The sequence below is a fragment of the Halomonas sp. CKK8 genome (genome assembly GCF_029625235.1).
Taxonomy (GTDB): domain Bacteria; phylum Pseudomonadota; class Gammaproteobacteria; order Pseudomonadales; family Halomonadaceae; genus Halomonas; species Halomonas ventosae.
This window is the reverse complement of sequence record NZ_CP121193.1, coordinates 1562583-1586475: the sequence shown is the minus strand read 5'-3', so window position 1 is coordinate 1586475 and position 23893 is coordinate 1562583. Positions and strand designations below refer to the sequence as shown.

The following is a 23893-nucleotide window of genomic DNA, read 5'->3' as shown; positions in this document are numbered from 1 at the left end:
CCTCCCCGTGTCGCCTCGCTGCCCTTCGCCGGGTCAAGCATCGGTCATCTCCAGCCCCGCCAACAGGTCGGGGATCTCGTTGCACAGGAAACGGGCCTCCACGCACTCGCCCAGGTGCCCCTCGGCGAAGCGCAGCAGCCCCAGCGCCGCATGCGGCAGCCGCCGGTCGCGGCGCACGATGAACTGCCAGTGGCTCTCAATGGGCAGCCCGGTTACCGGCAGGATCACCAGGTCCGGATGCTCGGGCGGCAGCACGTGCTCGGAGAGCACGGCGAGTCCCATCCCGGAGGCCACGCCGACGCGGATCGCCTCGTTACTGGCCATCTGGAGCGTCGCCCCCAGGGTCAGCCCCTGTTCCTGCAGCCAGCTCTCGAACAGCATCCGCGTGGCCGAGCCGGGTTCGCGCAGCAGGAAGCGCTCGCCCAGCAGCTCGCTCATCGCCACCTGGTCGCGTCCCGCCAGGGGGTGGCCCCGGGGCGCCACGGCCACCAGGGGGTTGCGCAGGAAGCGCCCCGCCCGGGCGTGGGCCAGCGAGGGGGGGTGGCTGAACACGTAGAGGTCGTCGTCCTGGCGCTCGAAGCGGGTCAGCACCTGGCGGCGGTTGCCGATATGCAGGGTGACGTCCACCTCGGGAAAGGCCCGGCTGTAGGGGCCGAGCAGGCGCGGCAGCACGTACTGGGCGGTATTCACCAGGGCGATGGAGCAACGCCCCCGCGCCCCGCCGCGCAGCGAGGCGAGGTAGTCCTCGAAGTCGTCGAAGCGCCCCAGCACCTCGCAGCTCGCCCGGTAGAGCTCGCCGCCCGCCTCGGTGGGCACCAGGCGCCCCTGGCGGCTCTCGAGCAGCGGCTCGCCCACCGTCTCGGCCAGGCGACGCAGCTGCTGGGAGACCGTAGGCTGGGTCAGGTGGAGACGTCGCGCCGCCTCGCTGATCGAACCGGCGCGCACCACCGCGGCATAGACCTGCAGCAGGCGGAAGGTCAGGTGTCGGATGTTCATTGGCGTGGCGCCCTGGATCGCCTATAGATGATCATCAATGATGCAATGCGAAAGAGTTTATTGGAATCAATGTTCGGGGCTTCGCAGAATGCGTGGCGTTTTTCCTTCAGCCACCAGAGACCTCCCGATGCCCGATATCGTGGTGATGTTCTTCCTGCTCGGCCTGCTGGCCGGGCTGGTGAAGTCCGACCTGACCATCCCCAAGGCCGCCTACGACACCCTGAGCCTGCTGCTGATGCTGACCATCGGCCTCAAGGGCGGCATGGCGCTCTACGGCAACCTGAGCTGGTCGCTGGTGCCCGAACTGGCCGCGGTGGCGGCGCTCGGCGCGCTGATCCCGCTGGCCCTGATGCCGGTGTTGCGCCGCCTCGCCCGCCTCTCCGTCGCCGACAGCGCCAGCATTGCCGCCCACTACGGCTCGGTGAGCGCCGGTACCTTTGCCGTGGCGCTGGCCTTCGCCGAGAGCCGCGCACTGCCCATCGGCGCCGAGGTCACCCTCTATCTCGTGATGATGGAGCTGCCCGCGATCATGGTCGCCATCGCGCTCTATCGCCGCCATGCGGGCAAGGCCGCCGGGGAAGCGATGCAGGGGATCTGGCACGAGACCCTGACCAACCGCGGCGTGATCCTGCTGGCCGGCGGCGCGGTGATCGGCGCCATGTATGGCCCCCAGGAGGGCGCCAACGTCACCGAGCTCTTCACCAGTGCCTTCCATGCCGTGCTCGCCCTCTTCCTGCTGCAGATGGGCCTGACCGCCGCGGACACCCTGCGTCCGATCCCCTGGTTCCACTGGCGACTGCTCACCTTCGCCCTGGTGGCCCCGCCGCTGCTGGCAATGGCCGGCCTGAGCGTCGGCCTGGCACTGGGCCTGCCCCAGGGCTCCCTGCTGATCCTCACCGCCCTTGCCGCCAGCGCCTCCTACATCGCTGCCCCGGCCGCCATCCGCACGGCGATCCCCCAGGCCAACATCGGCCTGGCGATGCTGGCCTCGCTCGGCTTCACCTTCCCGCTCAACGTGATCATCGGCATCCCGCTCTACCACCAGCTGATCACCTGGCTGGCGGGCTGAGTCACCGAGGGGCAGCCACGACGGCTGCCCCGCCTGCTCCTCGTTCCTTGCTCCCTACCCTTTCTCCTTCCTCCTTGCCTCCTACCCTTCTTCCTTACTCCTTACCCCTCCTCCCTCTATCGACATTCGTCGTAGCCGCGAAAACCTGCACTTTACGTTAACGTCAACCTCGCCTAGTCTTGTGCCATCTGCCATCTTGATGACTAACTGTTTGCCCTTGGCGCCTCGCCCGAGCGGTCGGCGCCTCACCTGACGAGAACGGGAGCCCGCCATGCATACGCCCTACAAGCCCCTCGACTTCGGCCTCGACGACGAGCTGAACATGCTGCGTGACCAGGTCAACGCCTTCGCCCGCGACGAGATCGCCCCGCGCGCCGCCGAGATCGACGAGAAGAACGAGTTCCCCAACGACCTCTGGGAGAAGTTCGGCGACATGGGCCTGCTCGGCATCACCGTGTCGGACGAGGACGGCGGCAGCGGCATGGGCTACCTGGCGCACTGCATCGCCGTGGAGGAGATCTCCCGGGCCAGCGCCTCCGTGGGCCTCTCCTACGGCGCGCACTCCAACCTCTGCGTCAACCAGCTCAAGATCAACGCCAGTGCCGAGCAGAAGGCCAAGTACCTACCCAAGCTGATCAGCGGCGAGCACGTCGGTGCGCTGGCCATGTCCGAGCCGGGCGCCGGCTCCGACGTGGTCTCCATGAAGCTGCGCGCCCGCAAGGAGGGTGACAAGTACATCCTCAACGGCAACAAGATGTGGATCACCAACGGCCCCGATGCCGACGTGCTGGTGGTCTACGCCAAGACCGACCCGGAGGCGGGATCGAAAGGGATTACGGCCTTTATCATCGAGAAGGGCATGCCCGGCTTCTCCACCGCCCAGAAGCTCGACAAGCTGGGCATGCGCGGCTCCAACACCTGCGAGCTGGTGTTCGAGGACTGCGAGGTGCCGGAAGCGAACGTGCTCGGCGAGGTCGGCAAGGGCGTGCGCGTGCTGATGAGCGGCCTGGACTACGAGCGTACCGTGCTCGCCGCCGGCCCCATCGGCATCATGCAGGCGGCGCTGGACATCGTGGTGCCCTACGTCCACGAGCGGAAGCAGTTCAACCAGGCCATCGGCGAGTTCCAGCTGGTGCAGGGCAAGATCGCCGACATGTACACCACCCTGAACGCCTGCCGCGCCTACCTCTACGCCGTGGCCGCCGGCTGCGACCGCGGCCAGACCTCGCGCAAGGACGCCGCCGGCGTGATCCTCTACTGCGCGGAGAAGGCCACCCAGGTGGCGCTGGACGCCATCCAGCTGCTCGGCGGCAACGGCTACATCAACGAGTACCCCACCGGGCGCCTGCTGCGCGATGCCAAGCTCTACGAGATCGGCGCCGGCACCAGCGAGATCCGCCGGATGCTGATCGGCCGCGAGATCTTCAACGAATCGGCATGATCGGTGACTTCTCGCTGTAGGAGCCTTGCGTGCAAGGCGATGGCAACGGGAGCTTATCGCGCTGCCAGCAGCGCTCCTACAATGCGCCAGTGAGGCGCTGGTACCAGACTGCAAGGGATCGGACATGAGCATCCTCCAGACCCAGATCAATTCGCGCAGCGACGTCTTCCAGGGCAACGACGTCGCCATGCGCCACGAGGTCGGCAAGCTGCGCGAGCTGACCGCGGCCATCGCCCAGGGCGGCGGCCCCAAGGCCCGCGAGCGCCACGAGTCTCGCGGCAAGCTGTTCGTCCGCGACCGCATCGACCACCTGATCGACGAGGGCTCGCCCTTCCTCGAGTTCTCGTCGCTGGCCGCCCATGAGGTCTACGACTCCGCGGTGCCCGCCGCCGGCGTGGTCACCGGGATCGGCCGCGTCTCGGGGGTGGAGTGCGTGATCGTCGCCAACGACGCCACGGTCAAGGGCGGCACCTACTTCCCGCTCACCGTGAAGAAGCACCTGCGCGCCCAGGAGATCGCCCGCAAGCACCGCCTGCCGTGCATCTACCTGGTCGACTCCGGCGGCGCCTTCCTGCCCCGCCAGGACGAGGTCTTCCCGGATCGCGACCACTTCGGCCGCATCTTCTACAACCAGGCCACCCTCTCCGCCGAGGGCATCCCGCAGATCGCCGTGGTGATGGGCTCCTGCACCGCGGGCGGCGCCTACGTGCCGGCCATGGCCGACGAGTCGATCATCGTCAAGGAGCAGGGCACCATCTTCCTCGGCGGCCCGCCCCTGGTGAAGGCCGCCACCGGCGAGAGCATCAGCGCCGAGGACCTGGGCGGCGCCGACGTGCACGCCAAGGTGAGCGGCGTGGCCGACCACTACGCCGAGAACGACGCCCACGCCCTGCAGCTGGCGCGCGGCTGCGTCTCGCGGCTCAACTGGCAGAAGCGCGGCCAGCTCGCCATGCAGGCGCCCAAGCCCCCGCGCCTCGACCCCAGCGAGCTCTACGGCATCGTCGGCACCGACCTCAAGAAGCCCTACGACGTGCGCGAGGTAATTGGGCGCATCGTCGACGACTCCGACTTCGACGAGTTCAAGCGCTACTACGGCGATACCCTGGTCACCGGCTTCGCCCACATCCAGGGCTACCCGGTGGGCATCGTCGCCAACAACGGCGTGCTGTTCTCCGAGTCCGCGGTCAAGGGCGCGCACTTTATCGAGCTGTGTGCCCAAAGGAAAATTCCTTTGATTTTCCTCCAAAATATTACCGGCTTTATGGTGGGCTCGAAGTACGAGCACGAGGGCATCGCCAAGCACGGCGCCAAGCTGGTCACCGCGGTGGCCTGCGCCAAGGTGCCCAAGTTCACCGTGCTGATCGGCGGCAGCTTCGGCGCCGGCAACTACGGCATGTGCGGCCGCGCCTACGACCCCAACCTGCTCTTCATGTGGCCCAACGCCCGCATCTCGGTGATGGGCGGCGAGCAGGCCGCCGGCGTGCTCTCCCAGGTCAAGCGCGAGCAGATCGAGCGCGAGGGCCGCGAGTGGACCCAGGAGGAGGAAGAGGCCTTCAAGGCGCCCACCCGCGAGCAGTACGAGCACCAGGGCCACCCCTACTACGCCAGCGCCAGGCTGTGGGACGACGGCGTGATCGACCCGCTGCAGACCCGCGAGATCCTCGGCCTGTCGTTGGCCGCCGCCATGAATGCCGAAGTGGAAGAGACCCGCTTCGGCGTGTTCCGGATGTGAGGTCGAGATGACACAGACAACTTCCCGACTGACGATCGACGACCGCGGCGTGGCCTGGCTGACCCTGGAGCGCCCGGACGTCCACAACGCCTTCGACGACCACCTGATCGCCGAGCTCAACGATCATCTGCGCCGCGTGGGCGAGCTCGCCCACCGCGGCGAGGTGCGCGCGCTGGTGCTGGGCTCCGAGGGCAAGAGCTTCTCCGCCGGGGCGGACCTCAACTGGATGAAGCGCATGGTCGACTATGACTTCGAGGACAACCTGGCGGACTCCCGGGAGCTCTCGGCGCTGATGCACGGCCTGGACACCCTGCCCTGCCCCACCGTGTGCCGCGTGCAGGGCGCCACCTTCGGCGGCGCCGTGGGCCTGGCCGCCTGCTGCGACATCGTCATCGCCTCCGAGAAGGCGAAGTTCTGCCTCTCCGAGGTGAGGATCGGCCTCTCGCCGGCGGTGATCAGCCCCTACGTGCAGCGCGCTGTGGGCGAGCGCCAGATGCGCCGCTACGCCCTGACCGCCGAGGTCATGGACGCCGCCACCGCCGAGGCCCTGGGCCTGGCCCACCGGGTGGTCGCCGCCGACGACCTGGACGCCGCCGTAGCGGCCATGGTCGACACCCTGCTTGGCACCTCTCCCCAGGCCAGCCGCGCCACCAAGGCGCTGCTCGCCGAGGTGGCCCGCGAACCCGACAGCAACACGACCCGCGATCATACCTGCCGGGTGATCAGCGAGCTGCGGGTCAGCCATGAAGGCCAGGAGGGGCTCGCCAGCTTCTTCGAGAAGCGCCGCCCCGCCTGGGCCCCCGACTCCCCCTCGAACACGGAGCGCCGTAAATGAGCCAGACGACCCATAACACCAAGCGCTTCGACACCCTGCTGGTCGCCAACCGCGGCGAGATCGCCTGCCGCGTGATGCGCACGGCGCGTGCCATGGGCCTGCGCACCGTCGCCGTCTACTCCGACGCCGACGCCAACGCCCGCCACGTGCGCGAGGCCGACGAGGCCATCCGCCTGGGCCCGGCCGCGGCCCGCGAGAGCTACCTCAAGGTCGAGGCCGTGGTGGAGGCCGCGCGCCGCAGCGGCGCCGGCGCCATCCACCCCGGCTACGGCTTCCTCTCCGAGAACGGCGCCTTCGTCGAGGCCCTCGACCAGGCCGGCATCGTCTTCGTCGGCCCGCCCGCCTCGGCCATCGCCGCCATGGGCGACAAGTCCGCCGCCAAGTCACGCATGGCCAACGCCGGCGTGCCGCTGGTGCCGGGCTACCACGGCGACGACCAGGACGACGCCCTGCTCAAGGCCGAGGCCGACAAGATCGGCTACCCGGTGCTGCTCAAGGCCAGCGCCGGCGGCGGCGGCAAGGGCATGCGCGTGGTGGAGTCCGCCGCCGGCTTCCAGGCCGCCCTGGACGGCTGCCGCCGCGAGTCCCAGGCCGCCTTCGGCGACCAGCGCATGCTGATCGAGAAGTACCTGACCCAGCCGCGCCACGTCGAGGTGCAGGTGTTCTGCGACAGCCTCGGCAACGGCGTCTACCTCTTCGAGCGCGACTGCTCCGTGCAGCGCCGCCACCAGAAGGTGCTGGAGGAAGCCCCGGCCCCGGGCATGAGCGAGGGCCTGCGCCGCGAGATGGGCGAGGCCGCGGTGCGCGCCGCCAAGGAGATCGGCTACGTGGGCGCCGGCACCGTGGAGTTCCTGCTCGACTCTTCACAAGGTCAGGACGGCGCTTTCTATTTCATGGAGATGAACACCCGCCTGCAGGTGGAACACCCGGTCACCGAGATGATCACCGGCCAGGACCTGGTCGAGTGGCAGCTGCGCGTGGCCATGGGCGAGCGGCTGCCGCTGGCCCAGGACGAGCTGACCATCACCGGCCACAGCTTCGAGGCGCGACTCTACGCCGAGGACCCGGAGCAGGACTTCCTGCCCGCCACCGGCACCCTGACCCGTTTCGCCATGGACCTGGAAGGCGCCGGCCTGGACCCCCAGCGTGTGCGCCTGGACAGCGGCGTGGAGACCGGCGATGCCGTCTCGATGCACTACGACCCGATGCTCGCCAAGCTGATCGTCTTTGGGGACGACCGCGCCCAGGCGCTGGCGACGCTGAACCGGGCGCTGGCCGCCCTCGACGTGCAGGGCGTGGTCACCAACCGTGCCTTCCTGCAGCGGCTGGCCACCCACCCCGCCTTCCGTGATGCGGACCTCGATACCCGCTTTATCGAGAAGCACGAGGAGACCCTCTTCGCGCCGCGCCGCTACAGCATCGAGGAGTATGCCGGGGCCGCCCTGGTGGGCCTCAACCAGCTCTCCCGCGAGTGCGAGAGCGACTCGCCCTGGGACCGCCACGACGGTTTTCGCGTCAACGCCCCGCACACCATCCGCATCGCCCTCTGCGACCCGGCCCATGCCCAGGACGACGACGACTCCGAGGCCGTGGTGGTGGTCGAGGGCACCCGCGCGGACAACGCCGGCCCCTGGCACCTGACCATCGGCGGCGAGACGCTTACCGCGCGCCTCGACCCGCTGGCCGGCGACGCCGTGGCCATGACCCTGGACGGCCACCGCCGCCGCCTGCAGGCGCGCCGCGACGGCAACGTGGTGGTGATGGTCGACCCTCGCGGCGAGACCCGCCTCTTCTGGCGGCGCATCGACGCCATCGACCACGGCCACCACGAGGCCGAGTCCACCCTCACCGCGCCGATGCACGGCACCGTGGTGGCGCTGCTGGTGGAGGCCGGCGCCCGCGTCGAGAAAGGCATGCCGCTGATGGTCATGGAGGCCATGAAGATGGAGCACACCATGTCCGCCCCCGCCGACGGGCACGTGGCAAGCTTCCACTTCCAGGCCGGTGATACCGTGGGCCAGGGCGACGTGCTGCTGGAGTTCGCCCCCGACGAATAATCGGAGGTGCGCGGGAGCGCTGCCCTTTGTGGGAGCGCTGCTAGCAGCGCGATAGGGTTGCTCTTCCGGAGCAGTGCTCCCAGCGCAACGGAGCCGCCCTTCGTGGGAGCGCTGCTTGCAGCGCGATGGGAGGCCGCAGGCCTCCCCTGCTCCCAAACGCCACACATGTTACAGCCACGCGGGGGCCGGCCAAGCTGCAACATGAAGCCTCGACACCGGCCCGCCCTGAGCAAGACAGGAGAAGATTCATGGCATTTCCCAAGCAGGTGCGCCTGGTCGAGGTCGGCCCGCGCGACGGGCTGCAGAACGAGCCCGAGCCGATCAGCACCACCACCAAGCTCGAGCTGATCGAGCGCCTCGGCGCGGCCGGCATCACCTACATCGAGGCGGCGAGCTTCGTCTCGCCCAAGTGGGTGCCGCAGATGGCCGACCACCGCCAGGTGATGAAGAACCTCGCGCGGCGCGACGGCGTCACCTACGCGGCCCTAACCCCCAACCTCAAGGGGCTGGAAGGCGCGCTGGAGTGCGGCGTCGAGGAGGTGGCCGTGTTCGGCGCCGCCTCCGAGGCCTTCTCGCAGAAGAACATCAACTGCTCCGTGGCCGAATCCCTGGCCCGCTTCGAGCCGGTGCTCGAGCGCGCACAGCAGGCCGGCGTGCGGGTGCGCGGCTACGTCTCCTGCGTGCTGGGCTGCCCTTACGAGGGCGAGATCGCCCCGGCCAAGGTGGCCGAAGTGAGCAAGGCACTCTATGAGATGGGCTGCTACGAGGTCTCGCTCGGCGATACCATCGGTACCGGCACGCCGCTCAAGGCCAAGCGCATGATCGAGGCCGTGAGCCGCGACATCCCGATGGAGAAGCTCGCCGCCCACTTCCACGACACCTACGGCCAGGCGCTGGCCAACCTCTACGCGGTGCTGGAGGAAGGCATCGCCGTGGTGGACAGCTCCGTCGCCGGCCTCGGCGGCTGCCCCTACGCCAAGGGCGCCTCCGGCAACGTGGCAAGCGAAGACGTGGTCTACCTGCTCGACGGCCTCGGCATCGAGACCGGCATCGACCTCGACGCCCTGGCCGCCACCGGCACCTGGATCACCCAGGCCATCGGCCGGCCCAACCGCTCCAAGGTGGGGGTGGCGCTGGCGGCCAGGTAATCGCGTCCCAATTACGCAAAAGCCCCCGAGCCAGGTGACTGGCTCGGGGGCTTTGTTTTGGGCAGTTTAACGAACGCAGCATGAAATAAGTTGTAGCGCAGTGGGAATTTTATCCCTGCGCACGAACTTTTTTGATAATATCGACTGGGGCAACTATCAGCTCTCTACATTATCGACCTCTGTTCCCAAAAAAACTTTTCTTCGCTTGGCCACATGTTTTTTATAAATCAAAAGCACCGCCAACGAAATAAAAGAAAGCCAAACAAGAGACAAGGAGGTATTATACCAAGCCAACTTCCAGCTCATCTCGGAAGTTCGTACCATAAATTCTGAAACCGCTATTATCGGAGGAAAAATTATCGTAACGGGAGCCGTCGTAATCACTAAGGCTTGAGTTAGCTCTGAAAAATTACATCGTGGCGTAAATTTTCCAAACCTGTCCCAACCCACATTGCCCCAAACCACCCCCGTGACTAGATAAGAAACTTCAACAAAAGACTTCAAAAACACGCTAGTTAAGAGCTCCTCTTTAAGCAAAATCTGGATGTAATAATAGGACATAAATAAAACTGCAAAACCACCAAAAAAGTGCACAAAGAAGAAAGCATATCGCCAAAAATTTTTCTCTAGTCTCATTTACTTAAATCACTCCGATGTGAAATTTTAGTGCCCGGCTTTGCGGCGCATCATTCCAAGGGCAATAGAAACGCTATTGCCCCTACCAAGCAAGTTGTGATGGCCTCCTGCCATCCCTGTAGCAATCCCTGCTTACCAGTTATTTTTTATTCCGATTGTTATCCAGGCGACCTCAGAAGCCCACTATATGCGAATGTTTCGATGGATGCCACATCCCTTTTGGTCGCAAGCGCCGCTTCCACCGCCTGTTCGGCGTGGATGGCGGTGGTCTCGATGTCAACGCCAATGAAGATGTGGTCTACCTGCTCAACGGCCTCGGCATCGAGAGCGGCATCGACCTGAACGCCCTCGCCGCCACTGGCACCTGGATCACCGAGACCATCGGGAGACCCAACCGCTCCAAGGTCGGAGTGGCGCTGGCCACCAGGTGATCGCATCTCAATCACGCAAAAGCCCCGAGCCAGGTGACTGACTCGGGGCTTTTTTTGGGGCAGTTTAACGCCCGGCTCACGCGCCGGTTTGGAACTGCGCAGCAGTGGAAAACCGGTCGCCGTGTGTAGTGGTCAAGTGATTACCGTCATTGTACATGACGTCAATAACTGTACTAGGAACCAACATTCACCTCAGTTGCGAGAGATGAAATCTCCTCCTTCACCAAGGCTGGCAGGTCAGACGACGCAAGATCAATTTCCCTCAAGGCCACCCTTGCCCCTTCGTCGGTTAGGCTATCATCGGCTATAAGTGCGCTGACTGCAATAGCACTTGTTCTGGAAAGACCAAGACGAATCAGTGCTAGATGTGTTTGACTCGAGACCCCAAACTCCAATGAAACCTGGATCTGCTCTAAAGCGCTCGTGTCAATTTCTAATTGATTCTCCCTAGCGACAGCTTCAAGAACCTCTAGATAACAGGCCATATATTTTGGAACAATAAAACGAGCATATTTCTCAACGTCTTCTAGAACATTTCGAACGACAGTATTGATTGATTTATTTCGACCCTTCTTCCTTTCGTATTTCTCGCGATCCTTAATTAGCTTGGCTATCGGCTGACCTTGCATCCAATTCACAACTAACAGTGCAAGCATAAAAGAACGTTTATGATTTCCAAACTCGTCCCCAGACTGAGAAAGGGTTTTATTTACTCGAGAAAAAACTTTTACGTAGCTTTCCAAGGCATCCGGGCTGGAGGGGTCTGACGGCACCAATTCTTCGATACGGTTCTTCCTCTGAGTAAAATAATCGCGCAGGCTCAGAATTCCGGACGGGTTGACGCCAGGGTTCGTGACGGAAATATCCACATAAGAATCCATCAATTGGTACTGATGTCCTAACAAATCGTAAAGCGCATCAACGCTCTCGGATTCAACAAACCTATTTATATACTCTCTTAGCTCCCCTTTACCATACAGATCGAAAAAAAATGAAATGACATAATTAAACTGATAAAAATTACTATCATTTATCCGCGGGAGGCCGTCTTCGATGTACGAGATTAGCATTTCGGTTTTTCTTAGGCTTTTCTCAATCGCACTCTCAATTCTATATTCTTGCCGTTTCTTTGGCGGCCCATAAGGCCAAAGAGTCGAGTCGGACGTGTCGATACAGAAAATATTACCTTGAAACTCAATACCCCACCGTCCAGCTCTTCCCGCAAGATTCCAAAAGTCCTCCGGCAACATGTGATTACCGGCACCCTTCTTAGGCCCGCGAAGAAAAATATTCTTACAAGACATATTTACACCTTCAATAAGCGTGGAGGTGCAGGCCAAATATTTTAGTTTACCTTCCGCAAATAATTCCTCAATTTTTGATCTAATTATTTGAGGTAGATTGCCGTAATGAAATGCTAAGCCTTTTTTCAGTACCTTTGCCAGGCTGTAATCCCGATGTAGAACTCTTTCAGAGAGCTCTATAAGCTTTACAACCTCATCTTCTACTGTATCTGAAATATCGAGATAATCTGAGACCAGCTTACATACATTTTCGGCATCTGAGGGCCGATTGACATATATCAAGTTACCACTTTCGTCCCCTCCGAACTCAGCAGACAGAAAAGCCAATCTCTTAGTTTGCGTCGTCGGTCGAAACCTAAGCTCAATACTCTGCGCCCGAGTGTTATCACCAGCTAACTTAGCATTCCATTTTTTTGTTGATCGAGGCTCTTGATTTATCCAAAAAACGTTTTGGTTGACTGTTACCTCTGATGTATGGACGGCTTCAAACCGCTCATTTTCAAGATGAAACTGCTTAATTTTTTCTGGGTTCTCAGAAAATGGGCTAGTGTAAACAACTTTAGTATTACTACTTTCTGCTTTAGAGATCGCATGCTGAAGCAAAACCCCTCGATATGAGTCGCCTATTTTGTGAGCTTCATCGACAAAGATTACATCAAACCTTGGCTGAATCGACGCCAAAAGAATATGTAGCCGCTCTTGTGTGAAAATGAATATCTTTCTGCGCGAACTTCCCAAAAGAAACTCTAGGGGTAGAGTAACGATATCTACGTCTAAATCGAGAGCAGAAACCTCTGACTTAAGATCGGAGTATACCTGATTTATGAGGGCTCGAGTCGGAACCAAGTAAAGTAAATTTGCATAAACATTGTTAAGTAAGTAATCAATAATTATCTTGTAAAGTATGAAAGACTTACCTGCCGAAGTGGGAGCAGATGCACTTACCACCCTGTTGGAGTGAAAGCTATCCCAGAGCTCATTCTGAAAATTATTTCCAATAAAAAATCGATTCTCCCCAACAAAAATTTTGGAAAAAATCTCAATTCTTTTTTCTGCCAATACTTCAGATACAGTTGAGGTCTCATTGCCTCCATTCTGCTCAAGAATCCCTTTCTTCTTTGCTAGTTCAATTGTTCTAAAGTTTGACAACTGCTTTAGCAATGAAACCGATGAATCTTGTAAGCCATTATCTTTATCTGTGAAAAGCAAATTAGAAGTGGCAATTCTAAGCGCTTTCTCCCGGTCTTCGAAGTTATTCGAAAAAGTCAGAATGTTTGCAATTTTTAAAAGGTACTTCCAGTCAATGTCGGGAGTAACGTACTGCTCGAGAGTGCTAGAGCCTGAGTGATGGCGCAATTGTTTTGAGCCACTCCTTTCTATGACCTCATTATACTGCTCTATGAAATATTGGGTCGACGTTAAACTGGACAGCACCTGATCAAGTGACATCATTGCCTCCCAATTGTGCTAAAAATATCGATCGAAAGTCATCTGCAGAAGTAATCGGCACTAGAAAAAAATGAATATGGTAATTTTCGAGTTCGTGCTTACGAACTCTATGTGATAAAGATTTAATCCAAGAAGGAATCTTATCCTTTATTGCTACCTTTAATTTTTCGTTATCTACACCTTCTTCCTGGTACTTATCATAATCAAATGCAACGAGACAAAGCCCACAAGGCTCCAAATAATCGTATTTCTCAGATTCGGGATTAAAATATTCCAGGATTGCGGCGACCAACTCTGGATCATCAAAATCAATATTATCCCTTATTAACTCGATATCCCTTTTAGTCTCCTGTGAATACCTTAATATTTCCGCAAGACTTTTGATGCAGTCACTGATTGCGCCAGAGAATTCGCTATAAACCTTAGACTCCCCCCAAAAGATGGAGAGAGACTCGTTTCGAACGCTTAGAAATGTGCCATCAGCCCCATGAACATGCATATTTGAGTCAGTTTTCAAACTCATTTTAGGAACTACTTGGGGATACTTCAAGTAATATTCGGCAAGAACGAAGAGCAGCAGCTCACCACCTTCACCGGTTTTGGAGAGCGTGGTAAATAGCGATCTCGCTTCCCTGCTAAGACGCTGAAACCCTGCTGAGCTGCGCTCCTCAACTAGCTGCTTCATCGCAGAGTCAAGCTTTCGGCGGGGCATGGTGAAGTCGATTATCCTATCGAAAATTATATCAATCAATTCCGGAAGCTTAGGTCGTCCTGACCTATCCACTTTCAAAAAGTGGCATTCGACGATGCCGGGAGAACTCTCAGAAGGCTCTATTGGGATAGACTGAATACAACCGCTCAATGGCTTAATCTCGCCACGCGCTACAGCTTGCAATGCGGTTTCTATTTTTTCGAGACTAAAAGTCTCCTTGGAATCAGACATTTAAACATCCATGTGGTTAAAGCATGGAGTGATACTATGCTGTTGTTTTCCTGTACGCAAACTCAAAGAGCGCCAAGCGTCTACATGAGATGGAGGCCCTTAGCTAACAGGTATTTGACAGCGCGCTCGTTTATTGACTTGAACGAGGGGTAATCGGGGACAGATCCCCATTTTTAAGGCACGCTACCGCCCCTACCCGGCAAGCCGTGACGGCGTCCTGCCATCCCTGCGGTAGTCCCTGAGTTACAGCGAAGTCGGTATTCCGCCGGCTATCTAAGCAGCCTTAAGCCATCAGCGTATGCGAGAGTGCCGATGGATGCCACACGTCGATTGGTCTCAGACGTCGCTCGCCCCGGCGTCTGGGGGCCCGGACCAGCGGGCGTCCCAAGCCTTCCATAGCGGGCGTGGCACATGCCGCGAGGTGTTGGCACCGCTGCAAACAAAAGCCCCCGAGCCAGAGGACTGGCCCGGGGGTTTCGTGATGGTCACGCTCACCTACCCTTGCTGGAGCTTTGACCCTTGACACAGCGGGGTGGCCAAATGCCGCGAACTGTTACGACGTGGTGAATGTCGTCCAGGGTGCCGGCTCAACCCCCTGGCCGAGTGCCTGAACATTCGTTTGCCTCGTAGTCAAACCGCCCCCCGTTGTCTAAACAACGATCAATCGCCACCTGGCTGGCCACCCAGGGACCTGAAGCCAAGGCAAGGACAACGGTCACCATTACGATGACCAAGGCCATGATCACTGCTTTCCTATAGCGCATCGGGCAAGTCCTGGCGACGCGCGGTACCTGGAGGTGGAGGCCGCTCCGCTACCCCTGCCATGCGACGATCCTGACATTTCACCATGGGCATCACCGGGCGCCGGCTTGTCACTGCCACTTGAAAGTACACCATCACTAGCTCCGCGTTCATAACATGCGCCGTCTTCGCGGTGCGGTTAGCCATCACCTTGTCGACGGACGACTGAAGTGGTCAGGAAGTCGTTCAACTGACCGTCATCGATGAAATCCGACGTGCCCGCGGGGACAGAAACGATCATCGTCGAGTTGATGATACGACGTGCCGATTCGTCGGGTGACGTAATCGTCGCGGCATGCAGGGTGCCCTGCCATGCAGGTTGCGATTCGGAATATGGCGCACACGAGTTGTTGATGCAGAGGATCTGGTAGTCGGTGTTCGAGAAGCAGGGCACGCGAGTGGCATAGGGGCGCAAGATGTCGTGGCCAGGCTTGAACATGGGATTGTATCTGGCCATGAATTCATTCGGCGAGAGATCATGATCGAATGCGCATTTCGCGTAGTCGAAGATCTCGATGTCGGAATCGATGGCACAAGGCTCGTAGCCGAGCATCAAGAAGCATTCATCCGGCCCGCCATCGAGATGCGGCCGGGTGGATTCCTGTTGATCGAAGCGTGCGGCCGAGAGATACGCCAGCATGTTGCCGGTGGCGGCTTCGTGGATCGCCGCCATGTCGCGCTTGAGGTCCACCATCACGTGTCGAAAGGTGACGGAATCGATGTCTCGACCGAGATTGAGCACGCAGAAGCCTGGCATGTCGAAGTTGACGCGACACGTCCGGCGGTAGAGGTCGGCGGCGATCGACCTCAGGTCCCACGATGAGGGATCAAGGCAGATCGCGTCGCGCGACCATGTGAAGGAGTCATCGTTCATGGACGGTGGGATTTACCCATGGGATCACGATGCATGTCGCACATAAGAGCTGATCCCTTCCTGGTGAATGGGGCTTTCAAGGCACGACAGGGTGTTCGGCGTCCTTTCCCGCGACGGTGGTCCATTCACGGACATGCCAGGCGGTGACGAGACCGTTGATGACGTAGGGATCCGCTTCGGCGAAAGACGCGGCGACGTCTCTTGAATTCCCCTTGAAGACAATGGCGGCCCCATCCGCCGGGTCGGCAAACGCGCCCCCGAGGAAGAATTCGCCTCGCTCGATGGACGCCTTTGCCAGTGCCAGGTGCTGATCCCGGAATTCCCCACGCCGCTCCAGGTAGTCAGGGGCATATTCATAGAACAGGATATAGTGCATTTCCTCACCTCCACGTCATCCGTCGTGCTGTTTTGTGGTTCGGGCCAGCAGCTGACGTACCCCATGACGCCAGCCGTCGCCGGTGACCCCATCGCCGGGAAGCGGAGGGCCTGTCTACCGGTGCATGGCCCGGTCATGTGCTCCCACGCATGGCGCGAATATCCTCGATATCCACGGGCCGTGACAGCGCCGCCTTGTAGCGGATCAGGTCCTCCTTGAGCATGAGGGGCAGCGCCATGCCCAGCAACTGCCGGGTTTCCTGGCGGGAGACATCAATCTCCAGCGGGATCCAGGCCTGCTTGCCTGCATCCAGGATTCGCGGGCCCTCCGCGCTGCCCACCTCCACCTTGACGCCTTCGTAGGTGAACTGGACGTAGGTCAGGTCCCAGCCCTCCTCCCGGCGGTGAGCGGCCGCCTTGGAGACGAATGCCTGGCCGGCCTGTACCACTGACAGGAAATGCTCGCCGGGTACGAAGAGATCGATGTCGTTCAGGTCACGCTCGGAGCCGTACCCCTTTGCCGCGAGCCCTCCGACAATCAGGAACGGGATATTCCGCTCGTCCAGCAACCCCACGATCCACTGTAACGCGACGCGATGCATGCAACCTCCTATGGCGCATAACGCTGGCCTGCTGCGCCACTGTCCATGTGGCGATGGAGCTGAACCGGATGGAGACGCACCGCCAGCCACCGAACGCCCGATCATCATGGTGAGGACTGGCAAGGGCTTGGCCGGTATCAGTCTCGCGCGGGTTGAGCGGCCGCACGCTCGATGCCGCCACGCTACCGCCCCTGGCCGGCACGTCACGATGGCGTCTGCCAGCCCTGCGGTAGTCCCGGCGTTCCAACGATGTCGTCAGTGCGCCCGGTCGTCTCGGCGACCTTGCTTGTACGGTCAATACTTAGCAGGAGCGGCGGCACGCAGCCCCTTCCCCAGCAGTAGGGGTTAGCCCGCCGGCGTCTCGCCACGAACTGCCGCTTCGATCACGGCGATGTCGATCTTCTTCATCGTCATCATGGCATCGAACGCCCGCTTGGCGGCGGCGCGATCGGGGCTGGTATACGCCCTGGTCAGCGCAATGGGTGTGATCTGCCAGGAGACGCCCCACTTGTCCTTGCACCAGCCGCACTCGCTCTCCTGGCCGCCGTTGTCGACGATGGCATTCCAGTAACGATCGGTCTCGGCCTGGTCCTCGGTGGCTACCTGGAACGAGAACGCCTCGTTGTGCTGGATCCCTGGCCCACCATTCAGCCCCAGGCAGGAAATGCCCATCACGGTGAACTCGACGGTCAAGACGTCACCTTGCTTGCCCGCCGGGTAGTCGCCCGGTGCAAGATGGACCGCGCTGACGGAGGAATCGGGAAAAATCCTGGCGTAGAAGTTCGCCGCCTCTTCGGCATCACGTTCGTACCACAGGCAAATCGTGTTCTTGGCAATCTTTGTCATAGGCTCCTCCATCAGGGTTCCAGGTCGAGTACGGCCCGGTCGCTTCCCTCCAGGTACAAGGCCACGGCCACGTGGCCGAAGCTGATTCATCCTGATGCTCTACCGGGACATCTCACCCCGTAGTCGCGCGACGACGGCCCAGGTCGACAACCGGCGAGGATTTTCCATGGAAGCCGATCCGACGGTGCTTCGCCGGTATGTGCTACGACTCCGCGGTCCCAAGTGCCGCCTCCACCGCCTGCTCGGCGTGGATGACGGTGGTGTCGAAGAGGGGCACGTCCGTATCGCCAGGCTGGATCAGGAGCCCGATCTCCGTGCAGCCGAGGATCACGCCCTGGGCGCCCTGCCCGGCCAGCGAGGCCACGATTGCCAGGTAGGCCGCTTTCGAGTCCGCCCGGATCTCACCGCGACACAGCTCTTCAAAGATGACGGCGTGCACCCGTTCGCGCTGGTCGACATCGGGAATCAGCACCTGGATGCCCTGCGCCTCCAGGCGCTCCCGGTAGAAGGCCTGCTCCATGGTGAAGCGAGTGCCCAGCAGCCCCACCCGGGTCACACCCTGCCGGTGCAGCGCCTTGGCAGTGGCATCGGCGATGTGCAGCAGGGGAAGATTCACGGCCTGCTCGAGCTGCGGGGCGACCTTGTGCATGGTGTTGGTGCCGAGCACCAGGAAGTCGGCCCCGGCAGCCGCCAGGGACCGGGCCGCCTCGCCGAGGATGCGCGCGGTTTCCGCCCAGTCGCCGCGGCGCTGCAGCGCCTCGATCTCGGCGAAATCCACGCTGTAGAGCACCAGCCGGGCGGAGTGCAGCCCACCCAGCCGCGCCTTCACCCCCTGGTTGATGAGCCGGTAGTAGGTCTGGGTCGATTCCCAGCTCATGCCGCCGATCAGCCCTATCGTCTTCATCTTCCCTCCTCTTATCCCAGGATAAAGATCACACAGGCGGCGGTGAGCGCCCCCATCACGCCGTTGAAGACCCGCCAGGCGCGCGATGTGTCGAGCCAGCGGCCGATGGCCATGCCGAAGCCCGCCCAGAGCGCGATGCAGGGAAAGCCCACCAGCTCGGCGAAACCGGCCAGCAGCAGGGCGTTGACCAGGGTATTGCCGTCGCCGGGCAGGAAGCCCGCCATCAACGCCAGCCCCATCACCCAGGCCTTGGGGTTGGCGAACTGGAAGGCCGCCGCCTGCCAGAAGCTTAGCGGGCGCCCCTCGCCGCGCCGGCGCAGATCCGGCGGCGGCGCCGTGGCAATGCGCCAGGCCAGGTAGAGCAGGTAGCCGCTTCCCACCACCCGCAGGATCGTCTGCACCAGCGGGTAGCGCTCGAAGAGCAGGCCCAGCCCCAGGGCGATGCCGGCGAACAGCAGGAAGCAGCCCCCCAGGATGCCGAGCATATGCGGCAAGGTGCGCAGGAAGCCGAAGTTGGCCCCGGAGGCGGTGAGCATCACGTTGTTGGGGCCCGGGGTGATGGTCATGGAGATCATGTAGAGGGCCGCCGGCCCCAGGAACGCTACCGCTTCCAGCATATTGCACCCATACAATTTCGGGGTTATTGTCGATAAAGCCCGTGAATTTTCAGCTTAACGGGCGCAATTCTGGCGTCAAAGGTTTTATTGTCACCATGACAATCTGGACTCCCCGGCTCGATGCCGAGGGCCCCCGCTACCGGGCCATCGCCGAGGCGATCGCCCGGGCCATCCAGGCCGGCGAGCTGGCCCCGGGCGAGAAGCTCCCGCCCCAGCGCCGCCTGGCCGATGCCCTGGGCGTGACCGTGGGCACGGTGTCACGCGCCTACGCCGAGGCCGAGCGTCGGGGCTCGGTCTCGGCGCGGGTGGGCAGCGGCACCTTTGTGCGCGGCGCCGACCAGGCCGCCGCCGCCCCCTTCCTGGCCGCCGCCTCGCCAGAGGACGAGGGCCTGATCGACCTCAGCCTCAGCCTGCCCCCGCCCCACCCGATGCGCGCCGCTCTGCTGGGTCAGGCGCTCGCCGGAATCGCCGAGGATCGCGAGGTGCTGGAGCGCGCCGTGGCCTATCAGCCGGAGCGCGGGCTGGCGGGGCACCGCGAGCGCCTTGCCGCCTGGATGACCCGCCTGGGCATGCCGGTCTCGCCGGAGGCGCTGGTGATCACCCAGGGGGGCCAGCATGGCATCGACCTGACGCTGCGGGCGCTGACGCGCCCCGGCGAGCGCATCGCCGCCGATGCGCTCACCTACCCCGGGCTGATCGGCGCCGCCCGCCAGGCGCACCTCAAGACCCTGGCCGTACCCCTGGACGATGACGGCATGGACATGGAGGCCCTGGCACGGCTGTGTGCCCAGCAGCCGCCGCGGCTGGTCTACGTCACGCCGGACCAGAACAACCCCACCGGCGCCGTGCTCGGCGAGGCGCGGCGCGAACGCCTGGCCGAGCTTGCCCGGCAGCATGAGTTCTGGATCCTGGAGGATGGGGTGCAGTACCTGCCGGAAGCCGAGCGCGGCACCCCGCTCTACCGGTTAGCCCCGGAGCGCACCCTGTTCGCCTTCAGCACCGCCAAGGTGCTGGCGGGGGGACTGCGCATCGGCGCCCTGCGGGTGCCGGAGGCGCTGCAGGAGCCGCTGGGCGCGGCGGTGCGTGCCCAGAGCTGGATGGTTCCGCCGCTGATGGTAGAGGCCGTGTGCCGCTGCGTGGAGAGCGCCGATGCCGAGCGGCTGCTGGCCTGGCAAACTGAGGAGCAGGCCGAGCGCCAGCGCCTGGCCCGCCGGTGGCTGGCGCACTATGCCCCCTCCGGGCGGCCCCACGGCAACAACCTCTGGCTGACGCTGCCGGAGGGGCTGCGCGCCGCCGAGCTGCTCGCCGCCCTGGAGGAGCGCGGCGTGCGCCTGACCGGCCCGGAGCCCTTCTGCGTGGGCAGCGAGCCTGCCCCCCAGGCGGTGCGGCTCTGCCTGGGCGGGGCCCGCTCGCGGGAGGCGCTGGAAGCGGCACTCAAGGCGGTGACCGAGACCCTGCGGGCGCCCCCGCCGATCCCCTGGCGCACGCTCTGACCGCCGCCGATTGAGTGACGCGGGGGCCTTGTGGCGTTAGGTTCAGAGTAATCAGGGACAACCCCCCATTTTCCCGTGTCGCCCGCCAGGGATTGCAAGACCCATCTGCGAGACGACGCTCAAGCTCTGCTCCGCGCCGGCGCTTTTCGAGTTGCTTAAGCTCTTGCGCGAAGTTCTTCCACCGAACGTGGTTGATCTATTAATGGGTCAGTTGCGCCCAGTTTTCCTCGCCCAGCAGGCGTTGGTTTTGGGGCATACGCTCACCATCGACGTGCCCTAGTTCGACGCCCTCGCGTTTGCGGTGGCGCTCGAAACCGCGGCGATTCTCTGGCCGCAGCCCCTGCATGCGCCTGGCGTCTGGAAATTCTTAGCGCTCATTACCAATCTCCCGACCTCGCTCTTGGGAGGCCGGGAGATCAGTGCATCACGCCGGGAAAGGAAAACTACGTTGTCATGCTGCCGCGTTCTGCGCATCGCGAAGCTGCATCTCCGCGACGCACGTCACTGGTAGCAGGTATGCCAACAGGCTTCTTGATGGACCGCGCCACACAGCATGCGGCGAGCCATTCAGACCCCCGAATGTCCACCAGTACGGTGAGTGTTGGCCCGGGCTGACCTTCCGATCTTACTGCTGATCGGCGGGCTTGTCGGGGTTCGCACTCGCCAGGCAATTCGGGGTCTCGCCACCAGGGTCGTTGATCTGAGCCGTCTCCGGGTCGCGGAAGGCGCCGGAAAGCTCGATATGCACGCCGAGCGCATCCTTGATTGTTTCCCCGAGGTCCAGCGCTTCCATCGCGCGGCCAGTCGAGTAGTGAGTTAGCATGGTCTGCGCCGCGGCGCGCTGATCATTATCGATCAGTGTCTGTGCCGAGATCTCGACCCATTCCTGATCCTCGAAGCTGTCTTCCTCGAACCCTTCGAGATAGCTCACCACGGGATCGAGATACGTGTCCGGGTCCGAGCAGGTGTAGTAGAGAACCTGCTTGAACGTTCGTCCGGCGAAGTCCGTCGACTCCTGCAACTGGTAGTCCGGGTTGAGGAAAGACGAGGCCGCGCCCTTGGTGAGATAGCGGTGCATCCCGTATTCCGGCGGAACATCCTGTACGCCGAGATACCACGGGATGAACGGCGCGGTGACCGATCCGGTGGGCGCGACCCAGATCTGGATCATGTCGGGATCTGTGCCCTTTTCGAGACTGGCCACCTGGCCGTAGCCGGCCTCGTCATCCGCGACGCGTGGATCGCGGACCATGTCCATCATCTCGCGTTCGGAGACGGGTGCCATCTCCTTGAGCTCATCCTCGATATCGGCCTGGCTCATGTACTTGTAGCCGCCGGTACGCGCCTTGCGCCCATCCTGCGGGCCATAGACGTCGAACACGTTGAAAGTGTCGGTGGTGTCCGGATCGAACCAGCCCTGTTCCTCGGCGAAGCTGATGAGGTTCGGCGCGCCCATGAAGTCCTCGCTCTCCTCAAAGTCGAGCGGGAAATCCTCGATATATCCTGGGTAGAGGACCCGGACCTCGTCAGGCTCGAGGCGCTCGGCCGCCCAGAGCCCCTGACCTCCTGAGAACTCCCAGACGACCCAGGCCTCGTTTGGATCCGCGATTAGGTGCGTGTTGCCGCCGTAGGTCGAATAACCATGCTCCGCGATCAGCTCGCCAATCAGTTCGACGCCTTCGCGCGCGGTAGTGGCGCGCTCCAAGACAAGACGTGCCAGATCCGAATACTGTGGCCCGCGCTGCGGGTTCGGCGTCATGTCGGTCAGGTCGGAACGGTTCGTCGCCCAGATGTCACGCACAGCAACTTGATGCTGGTTGATGCCACCATTCGTCAGCGGCGCCGGAAAGCCCTGATAGTCCGAGTAATTCATCGTGAGGTAGCGGAACGTCTCCGCCGCCTGCGGGATGTCGATGAGCTCTCCGGGCATGGACGCCTCGTCCGTCACGCCCACGCTCACCGTCGCATCGTTGCCGTGGGTTTGCGCGGGGACGATCTCAAGCCAGTGGCTGGAGACCTCCTCGCCGGTGCCGCCGATCAGCACACCACCGGTCTCGCTGAGATCCTTGCCGACGTAAAAGCCATAACTTGCCAGCGCCGGGCCTGAGGCGGCGGTAACGGCGGCGGCGACTGCCGGTAAAATAAGACGGAATGTCATGAGCGGGTCCCCTCTGATCGTCGAGATTCGGAGTGTCCCGAAAGATGGTGTAGGAACTGTAGTCCACCTGTTTCTTCATAGCATAGTTGGCGTCGCTCATTCACTGAGCGGCGATCATCGTCGCTGGCTCGGGATCGTTGCACAGGGCAGTCAGCTTTTTCAACGGCATGTATCGGCGGGAGGCGGGAGGCGGACCACTCATCATTTTGCTCCAGCATGCTCCACCCCGATGAAGCAACCGGACTGGTGGCACGACAGTGCGGCGTAGCGGCCGTTTTGCTTCAGCAGCACCTGATGGATCGGGTGCGGGCTCTGCGGAGCGAGCCCGAACCGCACGGCGGCGCGGCTACTCCCGAGGGCGAGGGGGTGAAAGTGTCGCCAGGAACGCCAACACGGTCGCGTTGACCCTTTCCGGCTGTTCGAGGGGCGTCAGGTGGCCGGCGCCTGGGATCGTCGTTAGGCTTGCATCAACAAGCCCCTCCTGGATCCGACGGGAGAGCCGCGGCGGCAGCATGCGGTCCTCCTCGCCCACCATCACCAGTGCCGGCACGTCGATCTCGTGCAGGCGCTCCACCACCGAATCCCGCCGCGTCAGCGCCTCCAGGCACCTCAGCGCCGAGGGCACGTGGTTCCGGGCGATCATCGCCCGGGTCTCGCTGACCAGCGCGGGGTCATCGCGTCGGGTGGTGGTGCCGAACATCAGGCGGGTGACAAACGGCAGCAGCGGGCGGAAACCGAAGACGCGCACCACGATTCCCATGGCGCGATACTTCACCCGGTGCCAGGCGGTTTCCGCGCCGGCATCCGTATCCATCAGGATCAGGCCGGCCACCCGCTGCGGATGTCGGATCGCCCCGCGCAGCGCCACCATGCCGCCGATGGAAAGCCCGCACCACACCGCCCGCTCGATTCCCAGGGCATCCAGCACGGCGATGACGTCGTCGACGGCATCGTAGAGCGTAAACAACTCGGTGAGATGGCCGGAGCGGCCGTGGCCGCGCACATCGACGTTGATGACGCGGTGCTGCGCCGCCAGCACCGGCACCTGCGCGCGCCATATCTCGCCCGAGCCGAGGAAACTGTGGAGGAGAACGATGGGCAGCCCCGCGCCAGCCTCCTCAAAGACGATCGCGACTCCCTGGTTGTCGATGACGGGCATGCCGTTCTCCGAAAAAAACAGGA

At 62.1% G+C, this 23893-nt stretch carries 19 protein-coding genes and 1 pseudogene; 8 read left to right on the top strand and 12 right to left on the bottom strand.

What is annotated here, in order from left to right; all coding sequences use genetic code 11:
- Positions 1-33: 33 nt before the first annotated feature.
- Positions 34-996, bottom strand: a complete 963-nt coding sequence (locus P8934_RS07475; RefSeq protein WP_278033616.1) for a LysR family transcriptional regulator — start codon at positions 994-996, stop codon at positions 34-36.
- 127 nt (positions 997-1123) lie between these two features.
- Here P8934_RS07475 and P8934_RS07470 point away from each other — a divergent pair, with 127 nt between their 5' ends.
- The 6 genes from P8934_RS07470 (at position 1124) to P8934_RS07445 (ending at position 9278) form a co-directional block, all read left to right on the top strand.
- Entirely contained in the window at positions 1124-2065 is a 942-nt protein-coding gene (locus tag P8934_RS07470; RefSeq protein WP_278033615.1) for a sodium-dependent bicarbonate transport family permease, read from the top strand.
- 271 nt (positions 2066-2336) lie between these two features.
- Positions 2337-3506 (top strand): isovaleryl-CoA dehydrogenase, encoded by a 1170-nt coding sequence (locus P8934_RS07465; protein WP_133635029.1) that lies wholly within the window; start codon positions 2337-2339, stop codon positions 3504-3506.
- 124 nt (positions 3507-3630) lie between these two features.
- Positions 3631-5238: a carboxyl transferase domain-containing protein gene (locus tag P8934_RS07460; protein WP_278033614.1), complete on the top strand. Its 1608-nt coding sequence runs from the start codon at positions 3631-3633 to the stop codon at positions 5236-5238.
- Between the two features lie 7 nt (positions 5239-5245).
- Complete coding sequence (locus P8934_RS07455) at positions 5246-6073, top strand: enoyl-CoA hydratase-related protein (protein WP_278033613.1); 828 nt, start codon at positions 5246-5248, stop codon at positions 6071-6073.
- Positions 6070-8130: an acetyl/propionyl/methylcrotonyl-CoA carboxylase subunit alpha gene (locus P8934_RS07450; RefSeq protein ID WP_278033612.1), complete on the top strand. Its 2061-nt coding sequence runs from the start codon at positions 6070-6072 to the stop codon at positions 8128-8130. The genes P8934_RS07455 and P8934_RS07450 overlap by 4 nt, the downstream gene beginning before the upstream one ends.
- 248 nt (positions 8131-8378) lie before the next feature.
- Positions 8379-9278 carry a hydroxymethylglutaryl-CoA lyase gene (locus tag P8934_RS07445; protein WP_278033611.1) on the top strand — a complete coding sequence of 300 codons (900 nt, stop codon included), beginning with the start codon at positions 8379-8381 and terminating at the stop codon, positions 9276-9278.
- A 156-nt stretch (positions 9279-9434) separates the two neighbouring features.
- Here P8934_RS07445 and P8934_RS07440 read toward each other — a convergent pair whose 3' ends face one another.
- On the bottom strand, positions 9435-9914 hold the full coding sequence (locus P8934_RS07440) for a hypothetical protein (protein WP_278033610.1): 480 nt from the start codon (positions 9912-9914) through the stop codon (positions 9435-9437).
- Between the two features lie 281 nt (positions 9915-10195).
- On the opposite strand from P8934_RS07440, the pseudogene P8934_RS07435 reads away from it, so the two are divergent.
- A pseudogene (locus P8934_RS07435) lies at positions 10196-10345 on the top strand (hydroxymethylglutaryl-CoA lyase); the annotation flags it as partial.
- A gap of 173 nt (positions 10346-10518) precedes the next feature.
- On the opposite strand, the gene P8934_RS07430 reads toward P8934_RS07435, so the two are convergent.
- The 8 genes from P8934_RS07430 to P8934_RS07395 all read right to left on the bottom strand — a co-directional run bounded on the left by P8934_RS07430 (position 10519) and on the right by P8934_RS07395 (position 19060).
- Positions 10519-13098, bottom strand: a complete 2580-nt coding sequence (locus P8934_RS07430) for a DEAD/DEAH box helicase (RefSeq protein WP_278033609.1) — start codon at positions 13096-13098, stop codon at positions 10519-10521.
- Entirely contained in the window at positions 13088-14041 is a 954-nt protein-coding gene (locus P8934_RS07425; RefSeq protein WP_278033608.1) for a DUF1837 domain-containing protein, read from the bottom strand. Before P8934_RS07425 ends, P8934_RS07430 begins: the two co-directional genes overlap by 11 nt.
- A 940-nt stretch (positions 14042-14981) precedes the next feature.
- Positions 14982-15716 (bottom strand): hypothetical protein, encoded by a 735-nt coding sequence (locus P8934_RS07420; protein ID WP_278033607.1) that lies wholly within the window; start codon positions 15714-15716, stop codon positions 14982-14984.
- 76 nt (positions 15717-15792) lie between these two features.
- The gene (locus P8934_RS07415; RefSeq protein ID WP_278033606.1) at positions 15793-16092 is read right to left on the bottom strand and encodes a YciI-like protein; all 300 of its coding nucleotides are present in this window, start codon (positions 16090-16092) and stop codon (positions 15793-15795) included.
- Between the two features lie 133 nt (positions 16093-16225).
- Positions 16226-16693: a nucleotidyltransferase gene (locus P8934_RS07410; RefSeq protein WP_278033605.1), complete on the bottom strand. Its 468-nt coding sequence runs from the start codon at positions 16691-16693 to the stop codon at positions 16226-16228.
- 345 nt (positions 16694-17038) lie between these two features.
- Complete coding sequence (locus P8934_RS07405) at positions 17039-17539, bottom strand: VOC family protein (RefSeq protein ID WP_278033604.1); 501 nt, start codon at positions 17537-17539, stop codon at positions 17039-17041.
- Between the two features lie 202 nt (positions 17540-17741).
- Entirely contained in the window at positions 17742-18443 is a 702-nt protein-coding gene (locus P8934_RS07400; protein ID WP_278033603.1) for an aspartate/glutamate racemase family protein, read from the bottom strand.
- Positions 18444-18454: 11 nt separating this feature from the next.
- A complete protein-coding gene (locus P8934_RS07395; protein WP_278033602.1) occupies positions 18455-19060 on the bottom strand; it encodes a LysE family translocator in 606 nt (201 codons plus the stop codon).
- Positions 19061-19155: 95 nt separating this feature from the next.
- Here P8934_RS07395 and P8934_RS07390 point away from each other — a divergent pair, with 95 nt between their 5' ends.
- Positions 19156-20553 (top strand): PLP-dependent aminotransferase family protein, encoded by a 1398-nt coding sequence (locus P8934_RS07390; protein ID WP_278033601.1) that lies wholly within the window; start codon positions 19156-19158, stop codon positions 20551-20553.
- 625 nt (positions 20554-21178) lie between these two features.
- On the opposite strand, the gene P8934_RS07385 is transcribed toward P8934_RS07390, so the two are convergent.
- Together P8934_RS07385 and P8934_RS07380 are read right to left on the bottom strand one after the other, a co-directional pair.
- The gene (locus P8934_RS07385; protein WP_278033600.1) at positions 21179-22711 is read right to left on the bottom strand and encodes a C69 family dipeptidase; all 1533 of its coding nucleotides are present in this window, start codon (positions 22709-22711) and stop codon (positions 21179-21181) included.
- Between the two features lie 346 nt (positions 22712-23057).
- On the bottom strand, positions 23058-23870 hold the full coding sequence (locus tag P8934_RS07380) for an alpha/beta fold hydrolase (protein ID WP_278033599.1): 813 nt from the start codon (positions 23868-23870) through the stop codon (positions 23058-23060).
- Between the last annotated feature and the right edge of the window lie 23 nt (positions 23871-23893).

What these genes read in the sequence shown, in the direction of transcription:
- P8934_RS07475 (WP_278033616.1), bottom strand. Translation starts at nt 996, where the DNA reads ATGAACATCCGACACCTGACCTTCCGCCTGCTGCAGGTCTATGCCGCG.
- P8934_RS07470 (WP_278033615.1), top strand. Translation starts at nt 1,124, where the DNA reads ATGCCCGATATCGTGGTGATGTTCTTCCTGCTCGGCCTGCTGGCCGGG.
- P8934_RS07465 (WP_133635029.1), top strand. Translation starts at nt 2,337, where the DNA reads ATGCATACGCCCTACAAGCCCCTCGACTTCGGCCTCGACGACGAGCTG.
- P8934_RS07460 (WP_278033614.1), top strand. Translation starts at nt 3,631, where the DNA reads ATGAGCATCCTCCAGACCCAGATCAATTCGCGCAGCGACGTCTTCCAG.
- P8934_RS07455 (WP_278033613.1), top strand. Translation starts at nt 5,246, where the DNA reads ATGACACAGACAACTTCCCGACTGACGATCGACGACCGCGGCGTGGCC.
- P8934_RS07450 (WP_278033612.1), top strand. Translation starts at nt 6,070, where the DNA reads ATGAGCCAGACGACCCATAACACCAAGCGCTTCGACACCCTGCTGGTC.
- P8934_RS07445 (WP_278033611.1), top strand. Translation starts at nt 8,379, where the DNA reads ATGGCATTTCCCAAGCAGGTGCGCCTGGTCGAGGTCGGCCCGCGCGAC.
- P8934_RS07440 (WP_278033610.1), bottom strand. Translation starts at nt 9,914, where the DNA reads ATGAGACTAGAGAAAAATTTTTGGCGATATGCTTTCTTCTTTGTGCAC.
- P8934_RS07430 (WP_278033609.1), bottom strand. Translation starts at nt 13,098, where the DNA reads ATGTCACTTGATCAGGTGCTGTCCAGTTTAACGTCGACCCAATATTTC.
- P8934_RS07425 (WP_278033608.1), bottom strand. Translation starts at nt 14,041, where the DNA reads ATGTCTGATTCCAAGGAGACTTTTAGTCTCGAAAAAATAGAAACCGCA.
- P8934_RS07420 (WP_278033607.1), bottom strand. Translation starts at nt 15,716, where the DNA reads ATGAACGATGACTCCTTCACATGGTCGCGCGACGCGATCTGCCTTGAT.
- P8934_RS07415 (WP_278033606.1), bottom strand. Translation starts at nt 16,092, where the DNA reads ATGCACTATATCCTGTTCTATGAATATGCCCCTGACTACCTGGAGCGG.
- P8934_RS07410 (WP_278033605.1), bottom strand. Translation starts at nt 16,693, where the DNA reads ATGCATCGCGTCGCGTTACAGTGGATCGTGGGGTTGCTGGACGAGCGG.
- P8934_RS07405 (WP_278033604.1), bottom strand. Translation starts at nt 17,539, where the DNA reads ATGACAAAGATTGCCAAGAACACGATTTGCCTGTGGTACGAACGTGAT.
- P8934_RS07400 (WP_278033603.1), bottom strand. Translation starts at nt 18,443, where the DNA reads ATGAAGACGATAGGGCTGATCGGCGGCATGAGCTGGGAATCGACCCAG.
- P8934_RS07395 (WP_278033602.1), bottom strand. Translation starts at nt 19,060, where the DNA reads ATGCTGGAAGCGGTAGCGTTCCTGGGGCCGGCGGCCCTCTACATGATC.
- P8934_RS07390 (WP_278033601.1), top strand. Translation starts at nt 19,156, where the DNA reads ATGACAATCTGGACTCCCCGGCTCGATGCCGAGGGCCCCCGCTACCGG.
- P8934_RS07385 (WP_278033600.1), bottom strand. Translation starts at nt 22,711, where the DNA reads ATGACATTCCGTCTTATTTTACCGGCAGTCGCCGCCGCCGTTACCGCC.
- P8934_RS07380 (WP_278033599.1), bottom strand. Translation starts at nt 23,870, where the DNA reads ATGCCCGTCATCGACAACCAGGGAGTCGCGATCGTCTTTGAGGAGGCT.